The sequence below is a fragment of the Micromonospora wenchangensis genome (assembly GCF_002210435.1).
Classification (GTDB): domain Bacteria; phylum Actinomycetota; class Actinomycetes; order Mycobacteriales; family Micromonosporaceae; genus Micromonospora; species Micromonospora wenchangensis.
The window spans coordinates 45,333-64,195 of the sequence record NZ_MZMV01000016.1 but is presented as its reverse complement, the minus strand read 5'-3'; the positions used below and the strand labels follow the sequence as shown (position 1 = coordinate 64,195).

Here is an 18,863-nt window from a genome sequence, read left to right as displayed (position 1 = left end):
CCCTGCCCGGCGACCCCTAGCGGCCCCGACCGGACGACGACGGCGACCCCTGCCGGCAGCGGACTGCCGGCGGGGGCCGCCGTGTGGGTCAACGTCGCGGTCGGCGCGCCCGCCGGGTCGCGGGCGGCGCACCGACCGGCACCGCGGCGGTCGGCCCGAAGATCAGAAGCGGTCGCTCGGACGGTACGTCCCCCAGACCTGGCGCAGCGTGCCGCAGACCTCGCCCACCGTGGCGCGGGCCCGCAGCGCCTCCTTCATCGGGTAGAGCACGTTCTCGTCACCCTCGGCGGCGGCCCGCAGCTCGGCCAGGGCCCGTTCGACCGCCGCGCCGTCCCGCTCGGCCCGCAGCCGGGCCAGCCGCTCCGCCTGGGTCGCCTCGATCGTCGGGTCCACCCGCAGCGGCTCGTACGGCTCCTCGGTGTCGATCTGGAAGCGGTTCAGCCCGACCACGACCCGCTCCCCCGCGTCGATCTGCTGGGCGAACCGGTACGCCGACTGCTCGATCTCCCGCTTCTGGAACCCGGCCTCGATCGCGTCCACCGCCGAACCGTGGTCGAAGACCCGGTCCATCAGGTCGTTGACCGCCGTCTCGATCTCGGCGGTCATCGCCTCCACCACGTACGACCCGGCGAACGGGTCGACGGTGGCGGTCAGGTCCGTCTCGTACGCCAGCACCTGCTGGGTACGCAGGGCCAGCCGGGCGGCCTTCTCGGTGGGCAGCGCGATCGCCTCGTCGAAGCTGTTGGTGTGCAGCGACTGGGTGCCGCCGAGCACCGCGGCCAGCCCCTGGATCGCCACCCGGACCAGGTTCACCTCGGGCTGCTGGGCGGTGAGCTGCACCCCCGCCGTCTGGGTGTGGAACCGCAGCATCATCGACTTCGGGTCCTTCGCGCCGAAGTCGTCGCGCAGCAGCCGGGCCCAGATCCGCCGGGCGGCCCGGAACTTCGCGATCTCCTCCAGCAGGGTCGTGCGGGCCACGAAGAAGAACGACAGCCGGGGGGCGAAGTCGTCCACCGCCAGCCCGGCGGCCAGCGCGGCCCGGACGTACTCCACCCCGTTGGCCAGGGTGAACGCGATCTCCTGCGCGGGCGTCGCACCGGCCTCGGCCATGTGGTAGCCGGAGATGGAGATGGTGTTCCACTTCGGCACCTCCTTGCGGCAGTACGCGAAGGTGTCGGCGACCAGCCGCAGCGACGGCTTCGGCGGGAAGATGTACGTCCCCCGGGCGATGTACTCCTTGAGGATGTCGTTCTGGATGGTGCCGTTGAGCGCCGAGCCGGACAGGCCGTTCTCCTCGGCGACGAGCTGGTAGAGCAGCAGCAGCACCGAGCCGGGCGCGTTGATGGTCATCGAGGTGGAGACCTTGTCCAGCGGGATGCCGTCGAAGAGCAGCCGCATGTCCTCGATGGAGTCGATCGCCACCCCGACCTTGCCCACCTCGCCGTGCGCGATGGCGTCGTCGGAGTCGTACCCCATCTGGGTGGGCAGGTCGAAGGCGACCGACAGGCCCATCGTGCCGGCCTTCAGCAGCTGGTGGTAGCGCGCGTTGGACTCGGTGGCGGTGCCGAAGCCGGCGTACTGCCGCATCGTCCACGGCCGGGAGGTGTACATCGTCGGGTAGACCCCCCGGGCGTACGGGTAACGACCCGGCTCGCCCAGGCGGGAGTCCAGCTCCGGGGGGAGGTCCGCAGCCGTGTACACACCCTTGATGGGGAACCCCGACTCGCTCGCCCGCGCTTCACTCATCCACGGATGGTAGGACGCGTGGGGCCGTCGGTGGGGTGAGGGATGGCGCACATCTCGGTTCGGCATCGGTCGACGGGAGGTGAACGGCCAGGTACACACCGTTCGACCCGGCGCTGGGTACGGTCGGATAGCACAAAGGTCCGCCGCGTCGGGTTTCGCATCGGGCGTCGGAACCAGCAAGATAGAGAGGTTGTGTCCCAGCCCCCTCGACTTTCCCGGTGGCTTTTCCTGTGACTCAGATCCCGACGTGGAGCGGCGGACCAGTGAGTCCTCCCAACGGACGCGCAGCACCCGGCACCACCATCGGCGGCCGGTACGAGTTGCGCTCCTCGGTGGGCAACGGCGGCATGGGCACGGTCTGGCGCGCGACAGACACCCTGCTGCGACGTGACGTGGCGGTCAAGGAGGTCGTCCTGCCGCCGGGGCTGGCCCCCAGCGACCGGGACGCGATGTACGAACGCACCCTGCGCGAGGCGCGCGCCGCCGCCGCGATCCAGCACCCGGCCGTGGTCCAGGTGTACGACGTGGTCACCGAGGGTGGCCGGCCGTGGATCGTGATGGAGCTGCTGGACGCCCGCAGCCTCGCCGACATGGTGATCGAGGACGGCCCGGTGGCCGGGCGCGCGGTCGCCAAGATCGGCATCGCGCTGCTCGGTGCGCTGGAGGTGGCGCACGCCAACGGGGTGCTGCACCGCGACGTCAAGCCGGCGAACGTGCTGATCTGCACCGACGGCCGCTGCGTGCTGACCGACTTCGGGGTGGCCCGGATGCCCACCGACGTCCAGCTCACCACCCCCGGGATGGTGCTCGGCTCGCCGCACTTCATCTCCCCCGAGCGCGCCATGGGGCAGGATTTCGGCCCGCCCAGCGACCTGTTCTCGCTCGGCGTGACCCTCTACACGGCCGTCGAGGGGCGTCCCCCGTTCGACAAGGGCGACCCGATCGAGACCATGCACGCGGTGGTCGAGGACCCGCCGGCCACCCCGCAGCGCAGCGGCCCGCTGACCCGGGTGCTGATGGGACTGCTGGAGAAGGACCCGGCCCGCCGGCTCGACGTGCACACCGCGCGGGCGATGCTGCGCGAACTCCTCGCCGGCCCGCTGACCAGCACGGCGACGGCGGTCAACTCGATCACCGACCCGTACTCGGTGGTGCCGGTGCAGCGGCCGTCGGGGCCGCCGGCCATCGCCGCGCCGCCGGCCGAGTCGAAGCCGAGCGGGCAGATCGGCGGCCGGGCGATGCTGGCCGCCGGCGAGTCGCTGACCGACCGGCTGGCGAAGCTGCGCCGGGGTGAACGCCCCGAGCCGGTGGCGACCTCCTCCGCCGCCGCCCTCGACGACACCAGCGCCGACGCGCTCGCCGGCCCGCTGCACACCCCGACCGGCGCGATGCCGCCGCCGACCGGGCCTGCCGCCGGCGCGTTGCCGACCGGCCCGACCGCCGGGACGTACGGCAGGACCGAGGCCACCCAGCGGATCACCCCGGACGCCACCCAGCGGATCGCCCCCGGCACCCCGGAGGCCACCCAGCGCATCGGTGGCGGCACCGCCGACGCCACCCAGCGGATCGGCACGGGCACCCCGGGCGGCCGCCCCGCCTACGGGGCGGCGGAGCCGACCCAGGCCATCTACGGCGGGAACGCCGAGCCGACCCAGGCGGTGTACGGCGGGCAGTGGTCCATCCCCGGCACCGGCCAGTCGTGGACGTCGCCGCCCCCGCCGCCGGGCGGGGCCGACGGTGGCGCGCTCGGGCGGGCGAAGGGCGTCGGCGGTCGACTCGTCGGCACGGTGAAGGGCTGGCCGCGCAAGCTCCAGCTCGCGGCGGCCGGCGGCCTGGTCGTGGTGCTGCTGATCGGCGCGGTGGCGCTGTTCAGCGGCGGCGACCCGGAGTCGACCCCACCCCCGCAGGCGGGCCCGAGCGCACCCACCGCCGGGGGCGGTGCGCTGCCGCCGATGCAGGAGCACAGCGCCCGGGGCATCCGGGTGAACGTGCCGAAGGACTGGCAGCGGGCGACCGGCGGGGTCTACATCGACTACGTCGACCCGCAGGACAAGGGCCGCAAGGTGCGCATCCTCACCGAGAGGTTCGGCAGTTCCTCGACCCGCTGGGCCGAGGTGGCGGCGGACAACCTCCGCAAACCGAAGAGTTCCTGCGCCAAGCCCTACGAGCAGTTGGCGATGGGTGAGAAGGAGCTGGCCGGCAAGTCGGCCGCCGAGTTCGAGTACACCTGCGGCGAGGGCGACGACAAGCGGCACGGGGTCTGGCGCGGGGTGGTGCACGACGGGAAGGTCTACTCGTTCTACCTCACCGCGAGCGACGCCAGGTTCGCCGAGAGCAAGCCGATCTTCGACGAGATGGTCAAGTCGTTCCAGCTCACCGGGTCGAGCTGAGCAGGCTCGCGGGGCGGGCCGGTCCGCCGGACGGGGTGATCCGGGTCGACCGGACCCGGTGATCCGCCGCCGTGCTATCAAGGGGCATGGCGGCGGAAACCACTGACCTCGACCGGATGCGCGACCAGGCTCGACGCTGGCTCGACGACGACCCCGACCCGGCCAGCCGGGACGAGCTGCGGGCCGTGCTCGACCGGCTGCCGGCCAGCGCGCCGGAGCTGGCCGACCGGTTCGCCGGCCCGTTGACCTTCGGCACGGCCGGGTTGCGCGGCCCGCTGCGCGCCGGGCCGAACGGCATGAACCTCGCGGTGGTCACCCGGGCGGCGGCCGGGCTGGTCGGCTGGCTCGCCGCCGAGGGCGGCGAGGGTCCGCTGGTCATCGGGTACGACGCCCGGCACGGTTCCCGGGAGTTCGCCGAACGCACCGCCCGGGTCGCCACCGGCGCGGGCCGGCCGGCGCTGCTGCTGCCCCGGCCGCTGCCCACCCCCGTGCTGGCCTACGCGGTGCGCAGGCTCGGCGGGGTGGCCGGGGTGATGGTGACGGCCAGCCACAACCCGCCGCAGGACAACGGCTACAAGGTCTACCTGGGTGCCCAGCTCGGTGGGGCGCTCGGCGCGGGGGCGCAGATCGTGCCGCCGGCCGACGCCGGCATCGAGGCGGCCATCCGGGCGGTCGGCCCGCTGGCGCAGGTGCCGTTGGGGCCGCCAGGCCAGGTGCTCGGCGACGACCTGGTCGCCGCGTACGTGGAGCGGGCCGTCGCGGTGATCGCCCCGGGCGGGCCGCGTGACCTGCGGGTGGCGTACACCCCGCTGCACGGGGTAGGGGCGGCGGTGCTGACCGCGGCCTTCGCCCGGGCGGGTTTCCCGACCCCGGGGGTGGTGCCCGACCAGGCGGAACCGGACGCGGCCTTCCCCACCGTCAGTTTCCCCAACCCGGAGGAGCCCGGCGCGGTGGACCGGTTGGTGGCCCTCGCCGACGCCACCGACGCCGACCTGGCGATCGCCAACGACCCGGACGCCGACCGCTGCGCGGTGGTGATCCGCGAGCCGGCGGGCACCGGGACGGGGTGGCGGATGTTGCGCGGGGACGAGGTGGGGGTGCTGCTCGCCGACCATCTGATGCGCCGTGGCGTCGACGGCCTGTACGCGACCACGATCGTGTCGTCGTCCCTGCTGCGGGCGCTGTGCACGGCCCGGGGCCGGGCGTACGACGAGACGTTGACCGGGTTCAAGTGGATCGTCCGGGCCGGGGGCGGTACCCCGCCGCTGGCGTACGGCTACGAGGAGGCGCTCGGCTACTGCGTGGCCCCCGACCACGTACGCGACAAGGACGGCATCACCGCCGCGCTGACCGTCGCCGAACTGGCCGCCGGGCTGAAGGCGCAGGGGCGCACGCTGACCGACCGGCTGGACGAGCTGGCCGCCGAGTTCGGCGTGCACCACACCGACCAGTTGTCGGTACGGGTGGACGACCTGCGGATCATCGCCGACGCGATGGCCCGGGTCCGGGCGGCCACCCCGACCACGCTGCTCGGTGCGCCGGTCACCGAAGCGCGGGATCTGCTGCCCGACGCCGACGTGGTGATCCTGCGGACCGCCGCCGCCCGGGTGGTGATCCGTCCCTCGGGGACCGAGCCGAAGCTCAAGGCGTACCTGGAGGTGGTGGAGCCGGTCGCGGAGGGGGACGTGCCGGCGGCCCGGACCCGGGCGGCGGCGGCGCTCACCACGCTGCGCGCCGAGGTCGCCACCGCCCTCGGCATCTGATCCCCGCCCGCCGCACCGTTCGCCACGCGGCAAGCGCATGATCAACTCAATGTCGCCGATATAGCGGTATCCGGACGGGGTGGATACCGCTATATCGGCGACATCGTGCGGCCTTATCGACCGAATCGGCCGACCGCGATAAGGCGGTCTTGTCGGGTGCGGTGCGCCCGGCCATGCGGTCAACCCGATGTGGGTTAAATAGCGGTATCCGCGCCCGGGGATACCGCTGTATCGGTGACATGGCGCAACTCTTCCCCGAATTCCCCCGAGCCCACCCCGGGCTGGTTGGGCAGCCTGCCGAGGGTGGCGGGGCAGGGCACGGTCGGGGCCACCGACCTGGGACCAACAGCGGCATCACCGGGTGTCACCTCTTGCACACCAACCGCTTGCGTGATTAGCATCAGCGCATCGATCTCGCCATTTCCTGACGTCACCGGTATGCGTTCTCTCTGATGTTGCATCGGCGGCGACCCGTTGTTTCATTTCAGCCGGAAAGGTGTTGCACGGTGCGTGAAACAAACAGTTCGACCGTGCCACGACGGCAGCTCGGCAGGCTGCTCACCCAATTGCGGGAGGATGCCCGGCTCAGCATCGAAGCAGCGGCCGGAGAGCTGGACTGCTCACGACAGAAGCTCTGGCGCATCGAGCGGGGCCTGACGTCGGCCAAGACGCCTGACGTCCGGGTGCTCTGCGAGCTTTACCAGGCCACCCCCGACCAGACGAGCGTGCTGCTGGGGCTGGCCGAGGTGAGCCGGGCCGAGGGTTGGTGGCACGCCCACGGAAGTGCCGTGCCGGCCTGGTTCTCGCTCTACGTCGGCCTGGAGAACGTCGCCAGCAGCATTCGCTACTACAACGCCGAGCTGGTGCCGGGGCTGTTGCAGACCCCCGCCTACGCCACCGCGCTCTTCCAGCACAACCGACCCGAACTGGGCGAGGAGGAGCAGAAGAGAGCGGTGAGCTTCCGCCTCCAGCGGCAGGGGCTGCTGGCCCGGCGACTCCCCCCGGCCCCCACGCTGACGGTGATCCTCAGCGAGGCGGTGCTGCGCCGCCCGGTGCCGGGCCGGTCGGTGATGACCGACCAGCTCCGGCACCTGGTGGCCGTCGGCGAGCGGCACAACATCATGGTCCGGGTGTTGCCGCTGGCCGCCGGGCCGCCACTGGCCGCCGAGGCCGGCACCTTCGTGCTGCTCGATTTCCCGCCCTCGGCGCTCGGCAGCCCGAGCGAGCCGCCGACCGTCTACGTCGAAGGGCTCACCGGCGCGCTCTACCTCGACCAGCCGGCGGAGATCGCCGCCTACGAGCGGGTATGGAAGGGGCTGGATTCCCTCGCCCTCGACGCGGGACAATCGACCGAGCTGATCGACGCGATCCGGGGAGAGTGCCATGAGTGACCTGACCGGCGCCCGCTGGCGCACCAGCACCCGCAGCGGCACCAACGGCGGCGAGTGCGTCGAGGTGGCCGACAACCTCCCCGGCATCATCGGCATCCGGGACAGCAAGGACCCGACCGGCCCGGCCCTCACCGTCCCACCCACCGCCTGGTCCGCCTTCGTCACCGACGTCAAGGCGCACCGGCTCACCCCCTGACGGCGGTCCGGTCGGCCCACGGTGCGCCTGCGGAACCCGTCCGCGTGGCGGTCAGCTCACGGTGCGCTTGCCGAGCGCCTGGTCGACGGCCTGCCCGAGGGCGGTGACCACCAGGGCGACCGACGGGCGGACCACCGACTCCTCCAGGCTGATCGTGCCGGAGAACCCGGCCCCGCCCGCGATCTCCTCCAGCCGACGCCTGGCGTCCTGCGCGGCGCTGCCGGTCAGGCCCAGCGCCGGTTCCATCCGCAGCACCGCCACCAGGGTGGCCAGCGCCGACGTCCGCTCGTCGGGAAGCTGCTCGCCGGCCAGCGCCTCGGCCAGCCGCCGTCGACTGTCCTGCTCCACGGACGGGTCGGTGGTCGGGTAGCGGTGCACCACGATGAAGTCCAGCTCGGTCTCCTCGACGTCGCGCACCACACCCCGGTCGACGAGGTCGCCGAGGATGCGGTCACGCAGGCCGTGCCGCAGCCGCTGCACCCAGGAGGAGGGGCTGTGTGGGGTGTCGGCGGCCATCCGGCCCAGCACTCCGTCCAGGATGGGTTCGCCGACCGGCGTCGGGTCGGTCACCGCCAGGTTCCCATCGACGTACGCGATCCGGCCGGCAAGGGCCAGCTCGACCAGGACGGCAGCCGCCATCCCCAGGTCGAGGCTGATCCGGGGCATGGTCGCCTTGCCGGTCTCATCGTCATACGCGAGGAGCAACAACTCCTCGGCCAGCGCAACACCAGTCATGGCCCGAGACGGTAGCGCCTGAACGCACCCCGCGCTCACCGACTCGCTCTCCGTGGGAGGGCAACCCGCACGACCGGCCCGACCACTCCCCCACGACCTGCCGGCCGGCCGCCTGCCCACGCCGGCCGCACCGGCCGCCGGCAGGTCGGAAACACCGGCGGTGGGCAGGTCAGAAGCGGGGCATTCCGCCGAACTGACGGTCACCGGCGTCACCGAGGCCGGGGACGATGAACATGTTGTCGTTCAGCCCCTCGTCGATCGACGCGGTGACCAGCCGCAGTGGCAGCCCCGACCGTTCCAGCCGGGCGATGCCGACCGGCGCGGCGAGCACGCAGAGCACGGTGATGTCGGTGCAGCCCCGGTCGGCGAGCAGCCGGCAGCAGTGCTCCAGCGAACCGCCGGTGGCCAGCATCGGGTCGAGCACCAGCACCGGCAGGCCGGCCAGCTCCCGGGGCAGCGACTCCATGTACGCGCGCGGCTCGTACGTCTCCTCGTCGCGGGCCAGGCCGACGAAGCCCATCGACGACTCCGGCAGCAGCCCGAGCGCCGCGTCGGCCATCCCGAGGCCGGCCCGCAACACCGGCACCAGCAGTGGCGGGTTCGCCAGCCGGGTCCCCTCGGCACCGGTGACCGGGGTCTGCACCGGGTACTTCTCGACGGGGAAGGTGCGCGCGGCCTCGTACACCAGCATGGTGGTGAGTTCGTGCAGCGCGGCCCGGAACGACGACGAGTCGGTCCGGGCGTCCCGCATGGCGGTCAGCCGGGACTGGGCGAGCGGGTGGTCAATGACGTGTACGTCCACGATCGCCCAACCTACCGGTCGCGGTCGGCCGGCAGTACGGGTGCGCGGCGGGCGGCGACGTCGCTCACCCCCCGGCCGGGTGGGTCGGGCCGGTCACCCCGAGAGGTTGTGACCAGGATCACCCGGGTCGCGGCTGCGTAGTATTCGGGGCATGACGGCGACAACGACGTCGGCCCGGTCGGACCTGTCCGAGCTGGGGCGATCCGAGACCGCTTTGCGGACCTTCCTGCACGGCCTGCCCGGGGTGGACCAGGTCGGCGCGGAGCAGCGGGCGGCACAGCTCGGCACCCGCTCGATCAAGACCACCGCCAAGGCGCAGGCGATCGACCTGGCCATCCGGATGGTCGACCTGACCACCCTGGAGGGGGCCGACACCCCGGGCAAGGTCCGCGCCCTGGCCGCCAAGGCGCTGCGGCCGGACCCGGCCGACCCGACCTGCCCGCACGTCGGCGCGGTCTGCGTCTACCCGGCGATGGTGCCGCACGTGGCCGAGGTGCTGCGTGGCAGCGCCGTCCACCTGGCCAGCGTGGCGACCGCGTTCCCGTCCGGGCAGGCGCCGCTGGACGTCAAGCTCGCCGACACCCGGGCGGCCGTCGCCGCCGGGGCCGACGAGATCGACATGGTGATCAACCGGGGCGCGTTCCTGGCCGGGCGTTACCAGGAGGTCTACGACGAGATCGTGGCGACCAAGGAAGCCTGCGGGGACGCCCACCTCAAGGTGATCCTGGAGACCGGCGAGCTGGCCACCTACGACAACGTCCGGCGGGCCTCCTGGCTGGCGATGCTGGCCGGCGGCGACTTCATCAAGACCTCCACCGGCAAGGTCCCGGTCGCCGCCACCCTGCCGGTGACCCTGGTGATGCTGGAGGCGGTCCGCGACTTCCGGGCCGCCACCGGGCGGCAGGTGGGCGTCAAGCCGGCCGGTGGGATCAAGAACACCAAGGACGCGATCAAGTACCTGGTGATGGTCAACGAGACCGTCGGCGGTGACTGGCTGGACCCGGACTGGTTCCGGTTCGGCGCGTCCAGCCTGCTCAACGACCTGCTCATGCAGCGCACCAAGCTGACGACCGGCACCTACTCCGGTCCCGACTACTTCACCCTGGACTGAGCATGATGTTCGAATACGCCCCTGCGCCCGAGTCGCGCGCGATCGTCGACATCAGGTCGTCCTACGGTCTGTTCATCGACGGTAAGTTCGTCGACGGCGAGACCCTCGACAAGACGGTCAACCCGGCCACCGAGGAGGTGCTCGCCGAGGTCACCTGGGCCGGCACCCAGGACGTCGACCGCGCGGTCCGCGCCGCCCGCAAGGCGTACGACAAGGTGTGGGGTCCGATGCCGGGCCGGGACCGGGCCAAGTACCTGTTCCGGATCGCCCGGATCGTCCAGGAACGCTCCCGCGAGCTGGCGGTGCTGGAGTCGCTGGACAACGGCAAGCCGATCCGGGAGTCCCGGGACGTCGACCTGCCGCTGGTCGCCGCGCACTTCTTCTACTACGCCGGCTGGGCCGACAAGCTGCCGTACGCCGGGTTCGGGGCCGAACCGCGACCGCTCGGGGTGGCCGCGCAGGTCATCCCGTGGAACTTCCCGCTGCTCATGCTGGCCTGGAAGGTCGCCCCGGCGCTCGCCGCCGGCAACACGGTGGTGCTCAAGCCCGCCGAGACCACCCCGCTGACCGCGCTGCTGTTCGCCGAGATCTGCCAGCAGGCCGACCTGCCGGCCGGCGTGGTCAACATCGTCACCGGCGCCGGCGACACCGGCCGGGCGCTGGTGGAGCACCCGGGCGTGGACAAGGTCGCGTTCACCGGCTCCACCGAGGTCGGCAAGGCCATCGCCCGGTCGGTGGCCGGCACCGGCAAGAAGGTCACCCTGGAGCTGGGCGGCAAGGCCGCCAACATCGTCTACGACGACGCGCCCGTCGACCAGGCCGTCGAGGGGATCGTCAACGGCATCTTCTTCAACCAGGGCCACGTCTGCTGCGCCGGCTCCCGGCTGCTGGTCCAGGAGAACGTCGCCGAGCAGGTGCTCGACGCGCTCAAGCGGCGGATGGCGCTGCTGCGCGTCGGTGACCCGCTGGACAAGAACACCGACGTCGGGGCGATCAACTCGGCCGCCCAACTCGCCCGCATCCGGGAACTCTCCGACGCCGGAGCGGCCGAGGGCGCGCAGCGCTGGTCGCCGCCGTGCGAGCTGCCCGAGCGGGGGTTCTGGTTCGCGCCGACCATCTTCACCGGGGTCACCCAGGCCCACCGGGTCGCCCGCGAGGAGATCTTCGGCCCGGTGCTGTCCGTGCTGACCTTCCGCACCCCGGCCGAGGCCGTCGAGAAGGCCAACAACACGCCGTACGGGCTGTCGGCCGGGATCTGGACCGACAAGGGCTCCCGCATCCTGTGGACCGCCGACCGGCTGCGCGCCGGGGTGGTCTGGGCCAACACGTTCAACAAGTTCGACCCGACCTCGCCGTTCGGCGGCTACAAGGAGTCGGGTTACGGCCGCGAGGGTGGCCGGCACGGGCTGGAGGCGTACCTCAATGTCTGAGCGGGTCGCGGTACGCAAGACGTACAAGCTCTTCATCGGCGGGAAGTTCCCGCGCAGCGAGTCGGGACGGTCGTATCTCGTGCAGGACTCGAACGTGTCACTGGCCTCCCGCAAGGACGCGCGGGACGCCGTGGTCGCCGCCCGCGCCGCCGTGAAGGGCTGGGCCGGGGCTACCGCGTACAACCGGGGTCAGATCCTCTACCGGGTGGCCGAGATGCTGGAGGGCCGGCGCGAGCAGTTCGTCGCGCTCGGCGTCCCCGGCGACGAGGTGGACGCGGCGGTCGACCGCTGGGTCTGGTACGCCGGCTGGGCCGACAAGCTCCCCCAGGTGTACGGCGGCGCGAACCCGGTCGCCGGGCCGTACTTCAACCTGTCCGCGCCGGAGCCGACCGGGGTGGTGGCCGTGGTGGCCCCCGAATCCCCGGCGCTGCTCGGCCTGGTCAGCGTGATCGCCCCGGCCATCGTCACCGGCAACACGGTGGTGGTGGCGGCCTCCCCGTCGGCTCCGCTGGCGGCGGTGACCCTGGCCGAGGTGCTTGCCACCTCGGACCTGCCCGGCGGGGTGGTCAACCTGCTCACCGGCCGGATCACCGAGACCGCGCCGACGCTGGCCGCGCACCTCGACGTCAACGCGATCGACCTGGCCGGGGTGGCCGACCCCGAGCTGGCTACCGACCTGGAGGCCAGGGCGGCGGAGAACCTCAAGCGGGTGCTCCGGCCGACCCCGGCCGACCACGACTGGACGGGCGACCCGGGCCTGGGCCGGATGACCGCCCTGCTGGAGACCAAGACGGTCTGGCACCCCAAGGGGGTGTGACCGGCCGGGTCACGGGTGCCGGGTCAGCGGCCCACCGCCAGCGCGACGACCGGACGGTCGAACGTGATCGGGGCGGGGGCCGCACCGGGGGCCGCGTTGATCCGGTAGACGGTGCGGGAGTTGTTTCCCGCCTGGCAGCCGAGGTAGAAGACGGACTCGCTGTCCCGGGACCAGGCGACCGGGTAGCCGGTGCAGTAGTTGGCAGGCGTCAGGCTCCACAGCCGGGCGCCGGCCGGCGAGTAGCCGTACACCCGGCCGCTGTCCGTGCCGAACGCGATCGTCGCGCCGTCCGGCGACCAGGCGGCGGGGCTGAAGCCCTCGTCGCGTCCCCCGGTGTGGAGGGTCTTCTTCCCGCTGCCGTTCGTGGCGCTGGTGTAGAGCGTCGCGGGCTGGGTGGCGGTGGTCACCGCCCACCGGTCGCTGGTCGGGTTCCAGGACGGCGGCCCGTCCCACCGGTTGGCGCTGACCCGGGTGGGGGTGCCGCCGCCGGCGGGGACCACGTATGTGCCGTCCGACGGGCAGGTGTAGTTCCCGAAGCTGCTGCTCCGGGAGAAGCTGACGCTCGCGCCGTTCGGGGACCACACCGGGAACGTGTCGAAGGTGTCGATGCCTGTGCACTTCGGGTCCTGGGCGGTGAGCTGGCGGTCCTGCCCGGTCGCCACGTTACGGACGAAGAGCGGCTTGCCCCGGCCGGAGAAGGTCCGCTCGTAGACCACCTCGGTACCGGCCGGGTTGACCGCCAGACCCGTCACCCCGCCGGAGAAGGTGCCGCCGATCTGCCGCCTGCCGCCACCCCGGTCGTCGGTCTGCACCAGGCGCAGCGAGGTGTAGCAGTCGCTGCTCACGCACTCCACCGCGTAGAGGTGCTGCGGCCAGGGGGCGTGGGCGAGGGTCCGGCGGTAACGCAGGATCGACGGGTTGCTCTGGTCGAAGCCGAGCGAGGGCAGGGCGATGCCCGCCCCGGCGTCCAGGCCACCGGTCAGCGTCCACCACGGTTCGGCGGCCGGATTCGCCGACAGGCCGACGGTGCCGTCCGCCGTCAGGTACGGGCCGGCCACCCCGTACAGGAAGAGTTCGAGCCGGGGGCCCACCCGCGCGGCCACCGACGCGCCGCCGGACGGGGTGGGCGTCGTGTAGGTGAAGCTGCTGTTCGTACGGGCGATCGGCCGCAGGCCGGTGGCCCCGGACCAGGACAGCCCCAGCGTGCCCTCGGCGTGCTGGTTGGCACCGGCGGTGACCTGGGCGCTGACGGTGCCCTCGGCCGACAGGTAGAACTGCACCTGCGGGGTGACCACCACCGGCACCGGCCCGATGCTGAACGTGATCGGCGTGAACCGGATCGGCGTGGGCAGCAGCGGCACCGGCCCGAGGTGGCAGCCGCTCGCCGCCTTCGCGGTGGCGGTCAGCGCGGCATCCTGGGAGAGGGTGCCGGTGAACGTCACCGACTGCACCGAGAACCAGCCCCACTCGACCGAGAGGTCGACCGACGGGCTCACGCTGACGCTACCCACCACCGCGACCGACCCGCCCCCGGAGCAGCTCACCGTGCGGTTGATGCCCTGCCCCACCGGGCTGGTCGCCTCCCGCCCGGCGAGCCGTCGACGCAACCGGTCCGGGGTGAGGGGGGCGGGCCCCGCCCCGGCCGGCGTCCCGGCGGCCACGACGTCGTCGGCGGACAGCGGGGCCGACATCGCGAAATGCCCGGCCCCGAACGCCTCCTGCAACGTCGCCGGTTCGGTGGCCAGCACCCGGTTGCCCTGGGCGTCGGTGCCCGTGTCGACGACCCTGACCAGCAGCCCGTCGGGGGTCGCCGCGCCGGGCCCGGCGGACAGCACCTCACCCGGTTGCGGCGTCGCCGCCGTCGGGGCCAGCACCACCTGGCGGTCACCGTCGGGTGCGCCGGTCACCGCGCGGACGTCACCGGCGCTCACCTGGCGGGTGCTGCTGGGCACCGCCGTGTCGCCGAGGAAGTAGCCGACCACGTCCACGACGACGTGGGTGGCACCGGCCGAGTTGTGCACCAGCGCGCCGCCGTCGACACCGAGCGGGGCGACGGAGAGGTTGGGCACCACCGTGCCCGGGGTGAAGTTGAGGTCCGAGGCGGTCGGGCGGGCGGTGACGGACGGGTAGACGGTCAGGAACCCGGCGCTGGTCGGCTGGACCGCCGTCACGTTGGCGACCAACCCGGTGGGCGGCAGCGCGGCGGTGGCCGCCGGAAGGCCGGCCCGTCCCGCCACGGCCACCGGGAGGGAGGCACCCCCGGCGACCGGCCCCTTCCCGGCCCCCAGGCCGCTGCGGGTGTCGACGATCCGGGTCGGCGGGACGCTGGCCAGGTAGGCCCCACCGACCGACGGGTCGGACCCGTCGCTGAACCAGCCGGTGACGTCGACGACGAGCGGGGTCGATCCGGCCCGGTTGTAGAAGCTCACCCTGCCGTCGGCCCCGACCGGCACGATCACCCGGTTGGCGAGGACCTGCCGCGCCACGAAGTTCAGCGTCGAGGCGGTCGGGCGGGGCTGCCCCGTCGGGTAGGCCGTCACGAACCCGGCGGTGTCGGCACCGGCGACGGTGGTGTTGAGCACCACGGCCGACACCCCGGAGGCGGGCACCCCGCCGGCCCCGGTCACCTGGACGTCGAGCTGCCCGTCCGGGCCGGGGGTGACGCCGCCGAGCCCGGCGCGGGTGTCGACCAGGCGGGCGGGGGCCAGGCCGTGGAACAGGCCGGCGGCCGGTGAGGCCGTACCGGCCGTGGAGAACCAGCCGGCGACGTCGGCGACCAGGTGGGTCGGGGCGGAGGAGTAGAGCACGACGGTGCCGTCCGCGCCGACCGGCACCACGGCCAGGTTGGCCACCGTCTGCCCCCGGGCGTAGTTCACGTTCGAGGCCGTCGGCCGGGCCGTGCCGCCCGGGTACGCCGTGACGAAGCCACCGCCGGCCGGGGCGGTGACCGTGACGTTCAACGCCACCGCCGCCACCGCCGTACCGGGGACGCCACCGCGCCCGGCCACGGTCAGGGTCACCTGCCGGGTGGCACCGGCCGGCGCGCCCAGCCCGGAGCGGGTGTCCAGTAGCCGGGCCGGGGGCACCGCGACCAGGGAACCGCCGGGCGCGGCCACCGTGACGGCCCCACCGGCCCGGGTGGGGGTCGACTGCTCGGCCCCGGCCAGGGCGGTCACCTGGGCGACGTAGCCGGTGTTCGGGCGCACCCCGGCGAGCACGGCGCGGTGCGCGTCGGCCGGAAGGTCGAGGGAGAGCCCGGCGGGGACCGTGCTCACCCGGTAGCCGGTGATGCCGCTGCGGTCGGCGGGAGGTGTCCACTCGACCCGCAGGGCCAGCCCGTCGACCTCGGCCGCGACGGAGACGGGGGCGGCCGGCACCCCGGCGGCGGACGCCGGCACGGCCGGGAACGACCCGAGAACCGTCGCGGCGAGGACGACGGTCAGCCGACGGACGTGAGCCTTCACGGTGCCTCCTTCACAGACTGGAGATCGTCTACCAGCCGGGGTCGGACCTCCGACAGTGGACGGTCCGGCAACGGACAGCGCCGGGCCGGATCAGGTCCGAACGGCCCCGGTCGGCCTCAATCGGCCGGCGTCCGCACCGACCCGAGGGGCCACCCGCTTCCACCCGACGGCCCCGGATCGTCCGTGCGGTCCGGCCGGGTCGGTCGGTCGCCAGGTGGTCCGACAACCGGTCGTACTACCGGGGGTAGGATTACCTGGTGACTCGGCTGGGCGATCTTGAGCGGGCGGTGATGGACGTGCTCTGGGACGGGGTCCCGGGCACGTCGGACGGGGTGACCGTGCGCGAGGTCGCCGAGGCGCTGGACGGACGCGAGTTGGCGTACACGACGGTGATGACCGTGCTGGACCGGCTCGCCGGCAAGGGCATGGTGCAGCGCGAACGCGAGGGGCGGGCCTGGCGTTACCGGGCCGCCGCCAGCCGCGAGGCGCACATCGCCCAGCTCATGCTCGACGCCCTCGACCTCGGTGGCAGCCGGGACGCCGCGCTGGTGCGTTTCGCCCGCTCGGTGACCGGCACCGAGGCCGAGGTGCTGCGGGCGGCGCTCGGCGCGGAGGCGGGGCTGACCGGCCCCGCACCGGCCGGACCCGACGCCGGGTCGACCGGGGCCGGGCTGACCGACCGGGTCGGGGACCCGCGCGCCGGCCGGCCCAGGGCCGTCGACGAGGCCACGGACCGGTAGGGCGAGCGCCGTGGCGTACGCCGTGCACTTCGCCGGGGCGGTCCTGGCCTGCTGGCTGACCGCCCAGGTGCTGGCCCGCGCCACCTGGACGTGGCGGGCCCCCCGGGTCGCGATCGTCTGCTGGCAGGCGGTCGGGTTGGCGCTCGGCCTGTCCGCGATGGGCCTGCCGATGGCGTTGGGACTGACCGCGTACGACCGGCCGACCGGCGGGGCGCTGCTGGCCCTCGCCGACGACCTGGCCCACGGCACGCTGCCGGCCGGGGTGACCGCCGTCCACCTGGGCCTGGTGGGGGTGGGCTTCGGCATCGGCGCGGTGCTGCTCGGCACCACCGCCCGCAGCGTGCACTCCACGGTGCGGGCCCAGCGTCGGCACCGGGACCTGCTCACCCTGGTCGCCCGCCGGGACCCGGCGATCCCCGGCGCGCTGGTGCTCGACCATCCCGGCGCCGCCGCGTACTGCCTGCCCGGGGTGCGGCCCCGGGTGGTGGTCAGTGCCGGCACCCTCAGCCTGCTGGACCGGGCCGAGTTGGCGGCGGTGCTCACCCACGAGCGGGCGCACGCCCAGGAGCGGCACGACCTGGTGCTGTTGCCGTTCACGGCACTGCGCCGGGCGCTGCCGTGGTTCCGCTGGGTCGGTGCCGCCCACGAGCGGGTCGCCCTGCTGGTCGAGATGCGCGCCGACGACAAGGCCCGTGCGCTGCACGCCGAGGCTCCGCTGGCGGGGGCGCTGCGCCGGTTCGCCGCCGCCGGGCACCGGATCGCCCCGGCCGGCACGCTCGGTCTCGGTGACCGGGACCTCGACGTCCGGGTGCAGCGGCTGCTGGTCGCGGACCGGCCGCCCCGGCTGCTGGGGGCCGCCGCGCTGGCGGTGACGACCACCCTGGCCGCCCTGCCGATCTCGCTGTTCCTGAGCTGACGCCCCGCGTACCGGGCGGCGGTTCCGCGCGCGCCTATAGGTAGCCAAGCTACGTGTAGCATCCCTACGACAAGCGGGACTACCTCTGGAGAGGTCCATGGACACCCTGCTCCTCGCGCGCCTCCAGTTCGCCACCACCACCTCGATCCACTTCCTCTTCGTGGCGGTCACCCTCGGCCTGGTCACCCTGCTGGTCGGCCTCCAGACCACCTGGGTGCTGACCGGGGACCCGAAGTGGGAACGGCTGACCCGGTTCTGGGGCCAGCTCTACGTGATCAACTACGTGCTCGGCATCGCCAGCGGCCTCGTGCTGGAGTTCCAGTTCGGCCTGAACTGGAGCGGGCTGTCGCGCTACGTCGGCAACGTCTTCGGGGCCCCGCTGGCGATCGAGACGCTTGTGGCGTTCTTCCTGGAGTCGACGTTCCTCGGCATGTGGATCTTCGGCTGGCACCGGCTGCGGCGGGGCGTACACCTGGCGCTGCTCTGGGGGGTCGCGCTCACCGCGTACGCCTCGGCCTTCTGGATCATGGTGGCGAACGCCTGGCTCCAGCACCCGGTCGGCTACCGGGTGCGCGACGGGGTCGCCCACCTCACCGACTTCGCAGCGCTGCTCACCAACCCCACCCTCGGCATGGCGCTGGGCCACGTGATCGCCGCCAGCCTGCTCACCGGCGGCATGCTGATGGCCTCCGTCAGCGCCTGGCACCTGATCCGGCGGACCGCCGACTTCGCCCTGCACCGCACCGCGCTGCGGATCGGGCTGGTCACCGCCGCCCTGTCGGTCAGCCTGGTGCAGGGATTCGGCTTCGCCCAGTTCGGGCCGGTCGGCGAGCTGCAACCCACCAAGTTCGACGCCGGCCCGACCGCCGACGCCCGGATCGCCGAGTGGACCACCCGGTTCGGCCCCGGTGACTACACCCCGCCGGTGCTGTCCAACGTCGGGCTCGGCTTCATGATCCTGATCGGGTTCACCCTGGGCTGCGTGTGGCTGCTGCTGCCGCTGCTCTGGCGGGACTGGCTGATCCGGCTGCGGTTCCCGCTCTGGCTGACCCTGCTCGCCCTGCCGCTGCCGTTCGTCGCGGTGATCCTCGGCTGGCTCGCCCGGGAGGTCGGCCGGCAGCCCTGGGCCGCGTACGGGCTGCTCCCCACCGACCAGGCCGTCTCCCGCGTCGACCCGGGCCTGATGCTCGCCTCGCTGATCGGCTTCAGCCTGCTGCTCGGCGCGCTCGCCGTCACCAACTGGACGCTGCTCGCCCGGCACGCCGCCCGGGGCGCGGTCGACCCGGCGCTCGGCCGCCCGCCCGGCACACCCGACGACGACCGCTCCCGGCCCATCCCCGCCCTCGCCTGAGAGGACCCCCG

General features: G+C 73.4%; 14 protein-coding genes. 10 read left to right on the top strand and 4 right to left on the bottom strand.

Annotated elements, in window-relative coordinates; translation table 11 throughout:
* Positions 1–162 precede the first annotated feature (162 nt).
* The gene (locus B5D80_RS12090; protein WP_088643932.1) at positions 163–1,746 is read right to left on the bottom strand and encodes an acyl-CoA mutase large subunit family protein; all 1,584 of its coding nucleotides are present in this window, start codon (positions 1,744–1,746) and stop codon (positions 163–165) included.
* Positions 1,747–1,976: 230 nt separating this feature from the next.
* Between B5D80_RS12090 and B5D80_RS12085 the strand changes: the two genes are divergently transcribed.
* The 4 genes from B5D80_RS12085 to B5D80_RS12070 all read left to right on the top strand — a co-directional run bounded on the left by B5D80_RS12085 (position 1,977) and on the right by B5D80_RS12070 (position 7,486).
* Positions 1,977–4,136, top strand: a complete 2,160-nt coding sequence (locus B5D80_RS12085) for a serine/threonine-protein kinase (RefSeq protein ID WP_088643931.1) — start codon at positions 1,977–1,979, stop codon at positions 4,134–4,136.
* Between the two features lie 86 nt (positions 4,137–4,222).
* Positions 4,223–5,899 (top strand): phospho-sugar mutase, encoded by a 1,677-nt coding sequence (locus B5D80_RS12080; RefSeq protein WP_088643930.1) that lies wholly within the window; start codon positions 4,223–4,225, stop codon positions 5,897–5,899.
* 530 nt (positions 5,900–6,429) lie between these two features.
* Positions 6,430–7,290, top strand: a complete 861-nt coding sequence (locus tag B5D80_RS12075) for a helix-turn-helix domain-containing protein (RefSeq protein ID WP_342747108.1) — start codon at positions 6,430–6,432, stop codon at positions 7,288–7,290.
* On the top strand, positions 7,283–7,486 hold the full coding sequence (locus B5D80_RS12070) for a DUF397 domain-containing protein (protein WP_088643928.1): 204 nt from the start codon (positions 7,283–7,285) through the stop codon (positions 7,484–7,486). The genes B5D80_RS12075 and B5D80_RS12070 overlap by 8 nt, the downstream gene beginning before the upstream one ends.
* Before the next feature lie 51 nt (positions 7,487–7,537).
* On the opposite strand, the gene B5D80_RS12065 is transcribed toward B5D80_RS12070, so the two are convergent.
* Together B5D80_RS12065 and upp are read right to left on the bottom strand one after the other, a co-directional pair.
* The gene (locus tag B5D80_RS12065) at positions 7,538–8,221 is read right to left on the bottom strand and encodes a GOLPH3/VPS74 family protein (protein WP_088643927.1); all 684 of its coding nucleotides are present in this window, start codon (positions 8,219–8,221) and stop codon (positions 7,538–7,540) included.
* A gap of 169 nt (positions 8,222–8,390) precedes the next feature.
* Complete coding sequence (upp, locus tag B5D80_RS12060) at positions 8,391–9,023, bottom strand: uracil phosphoribosyltransferase (protein WP_088643926.1); 633 nt, start codon at positions 9,021–9,023, stop codon at positions 8,391–8,393.
* 151 nt (positions 9,024–9,174) lie between these two features.
* Between upp and deoC the strand changes: the two genes are divergently transcribed.
* Genes deoC through B5D80_RS12045 form a run of 3 tightly spaced genes read left to right on the top strand, consistent with a single transcriptional unit; the run spans position 9,175 to position 12,381 of the window.
* Positions 9,175–10,134, top strand: a complete 960-nt coding sequence (deoC, locus tag B5D80_RS12055) for a deoxyribose-phosphate aldolase (protein WP_088643925.1) — start codon at positions 9,175–9,177, stop codon at positions 10,132–10,134.
* Between the two features lie 5 nt (positions 10,135–10,139).
* Positions 10,140–11,564, top strand: a complete 1,425-nt coding sequence (locus B5D80_RS12050; protein ID WP_088643990.1) for an aldehyde dehydrogenase family protein — start codon at positions 10,140–10,142, stop codon at positions 11,562–11,564.
* Positions 11,557–12,381 (top strand): aldehyde dehydrogenase family protein, encoded by an 825-nt coding sequence (locus tag B5D80_RS12045; protein WP_088643924.1) that lies wholly within the window; start codon positions 11,557–11,559, stop codon positions 12,379–12,381. The genes B5D80_RS12050 and B5D80_RS12045 overlap by 8 nt, the downstream gene beginning before the upstream one ends.
* A 23-nt stretch (positions 12,382–12,404) precedes the next feature.
* Here B5D80_RS12045 and B5D80_RS12040 read toward each other — a convergent pair whose 3' ends face one another.
* Entirely contained in the window at positions 12,405–15,845 is a 3,441-nt protein-coding gene (locus B5D80_RS12040; protein WP_088643923.1) for a fibronectin type III domain-containing protein, read from the bottom strand.
* A gap of 257 nt (positions 15,846–16,102) precedes the next feature.
* On the opposite strand from B5D80_RS12040, the gene B5D80_RS12035 reads away from it, so the two are divergent.
* The 3 genes from B5D80_RS12035 (at position 16,103) to B5D80_RS12025 (ending at position 18,852) form a co-directional block, all read left to right on the top strand.
* Complete coding sequence (locus B5D80_RS12035; protein ID WP_088643922.1) at positions 16,103–16,585, top strand: BlaI/MecI/CopY family transcriptional regulator; 483 nt, start codon at positions 16,103–16,105, stop codon at positions 16,583–16,585.
* Positions 16,586–16,595: 10 nt separating this feature from the next.
* Entirely contained in the window at positions 16,596–17,501 is a 906-nt protein-coding gene (locus B5D80_RS12030; RefSeq protein WP_088643921.1) for a M56 family metallopeptidase, read from the top strand.
* A 97-nt stretch (positions 17,502–17,598) separates the two neighbouring features.
* Positions 17,599–18,852, top strand: coding sequence for a cytochrome ubiquinol oxidase subunit I (locus tag B5D80_RS12025; protein WP_088643920.1), 1,254 nt, complete (start codon positions 17,599–17,601; stop codon positions 18,850–18,852).
* Positions 18,853–18,863: the final 11 nt, after the last annotated feature.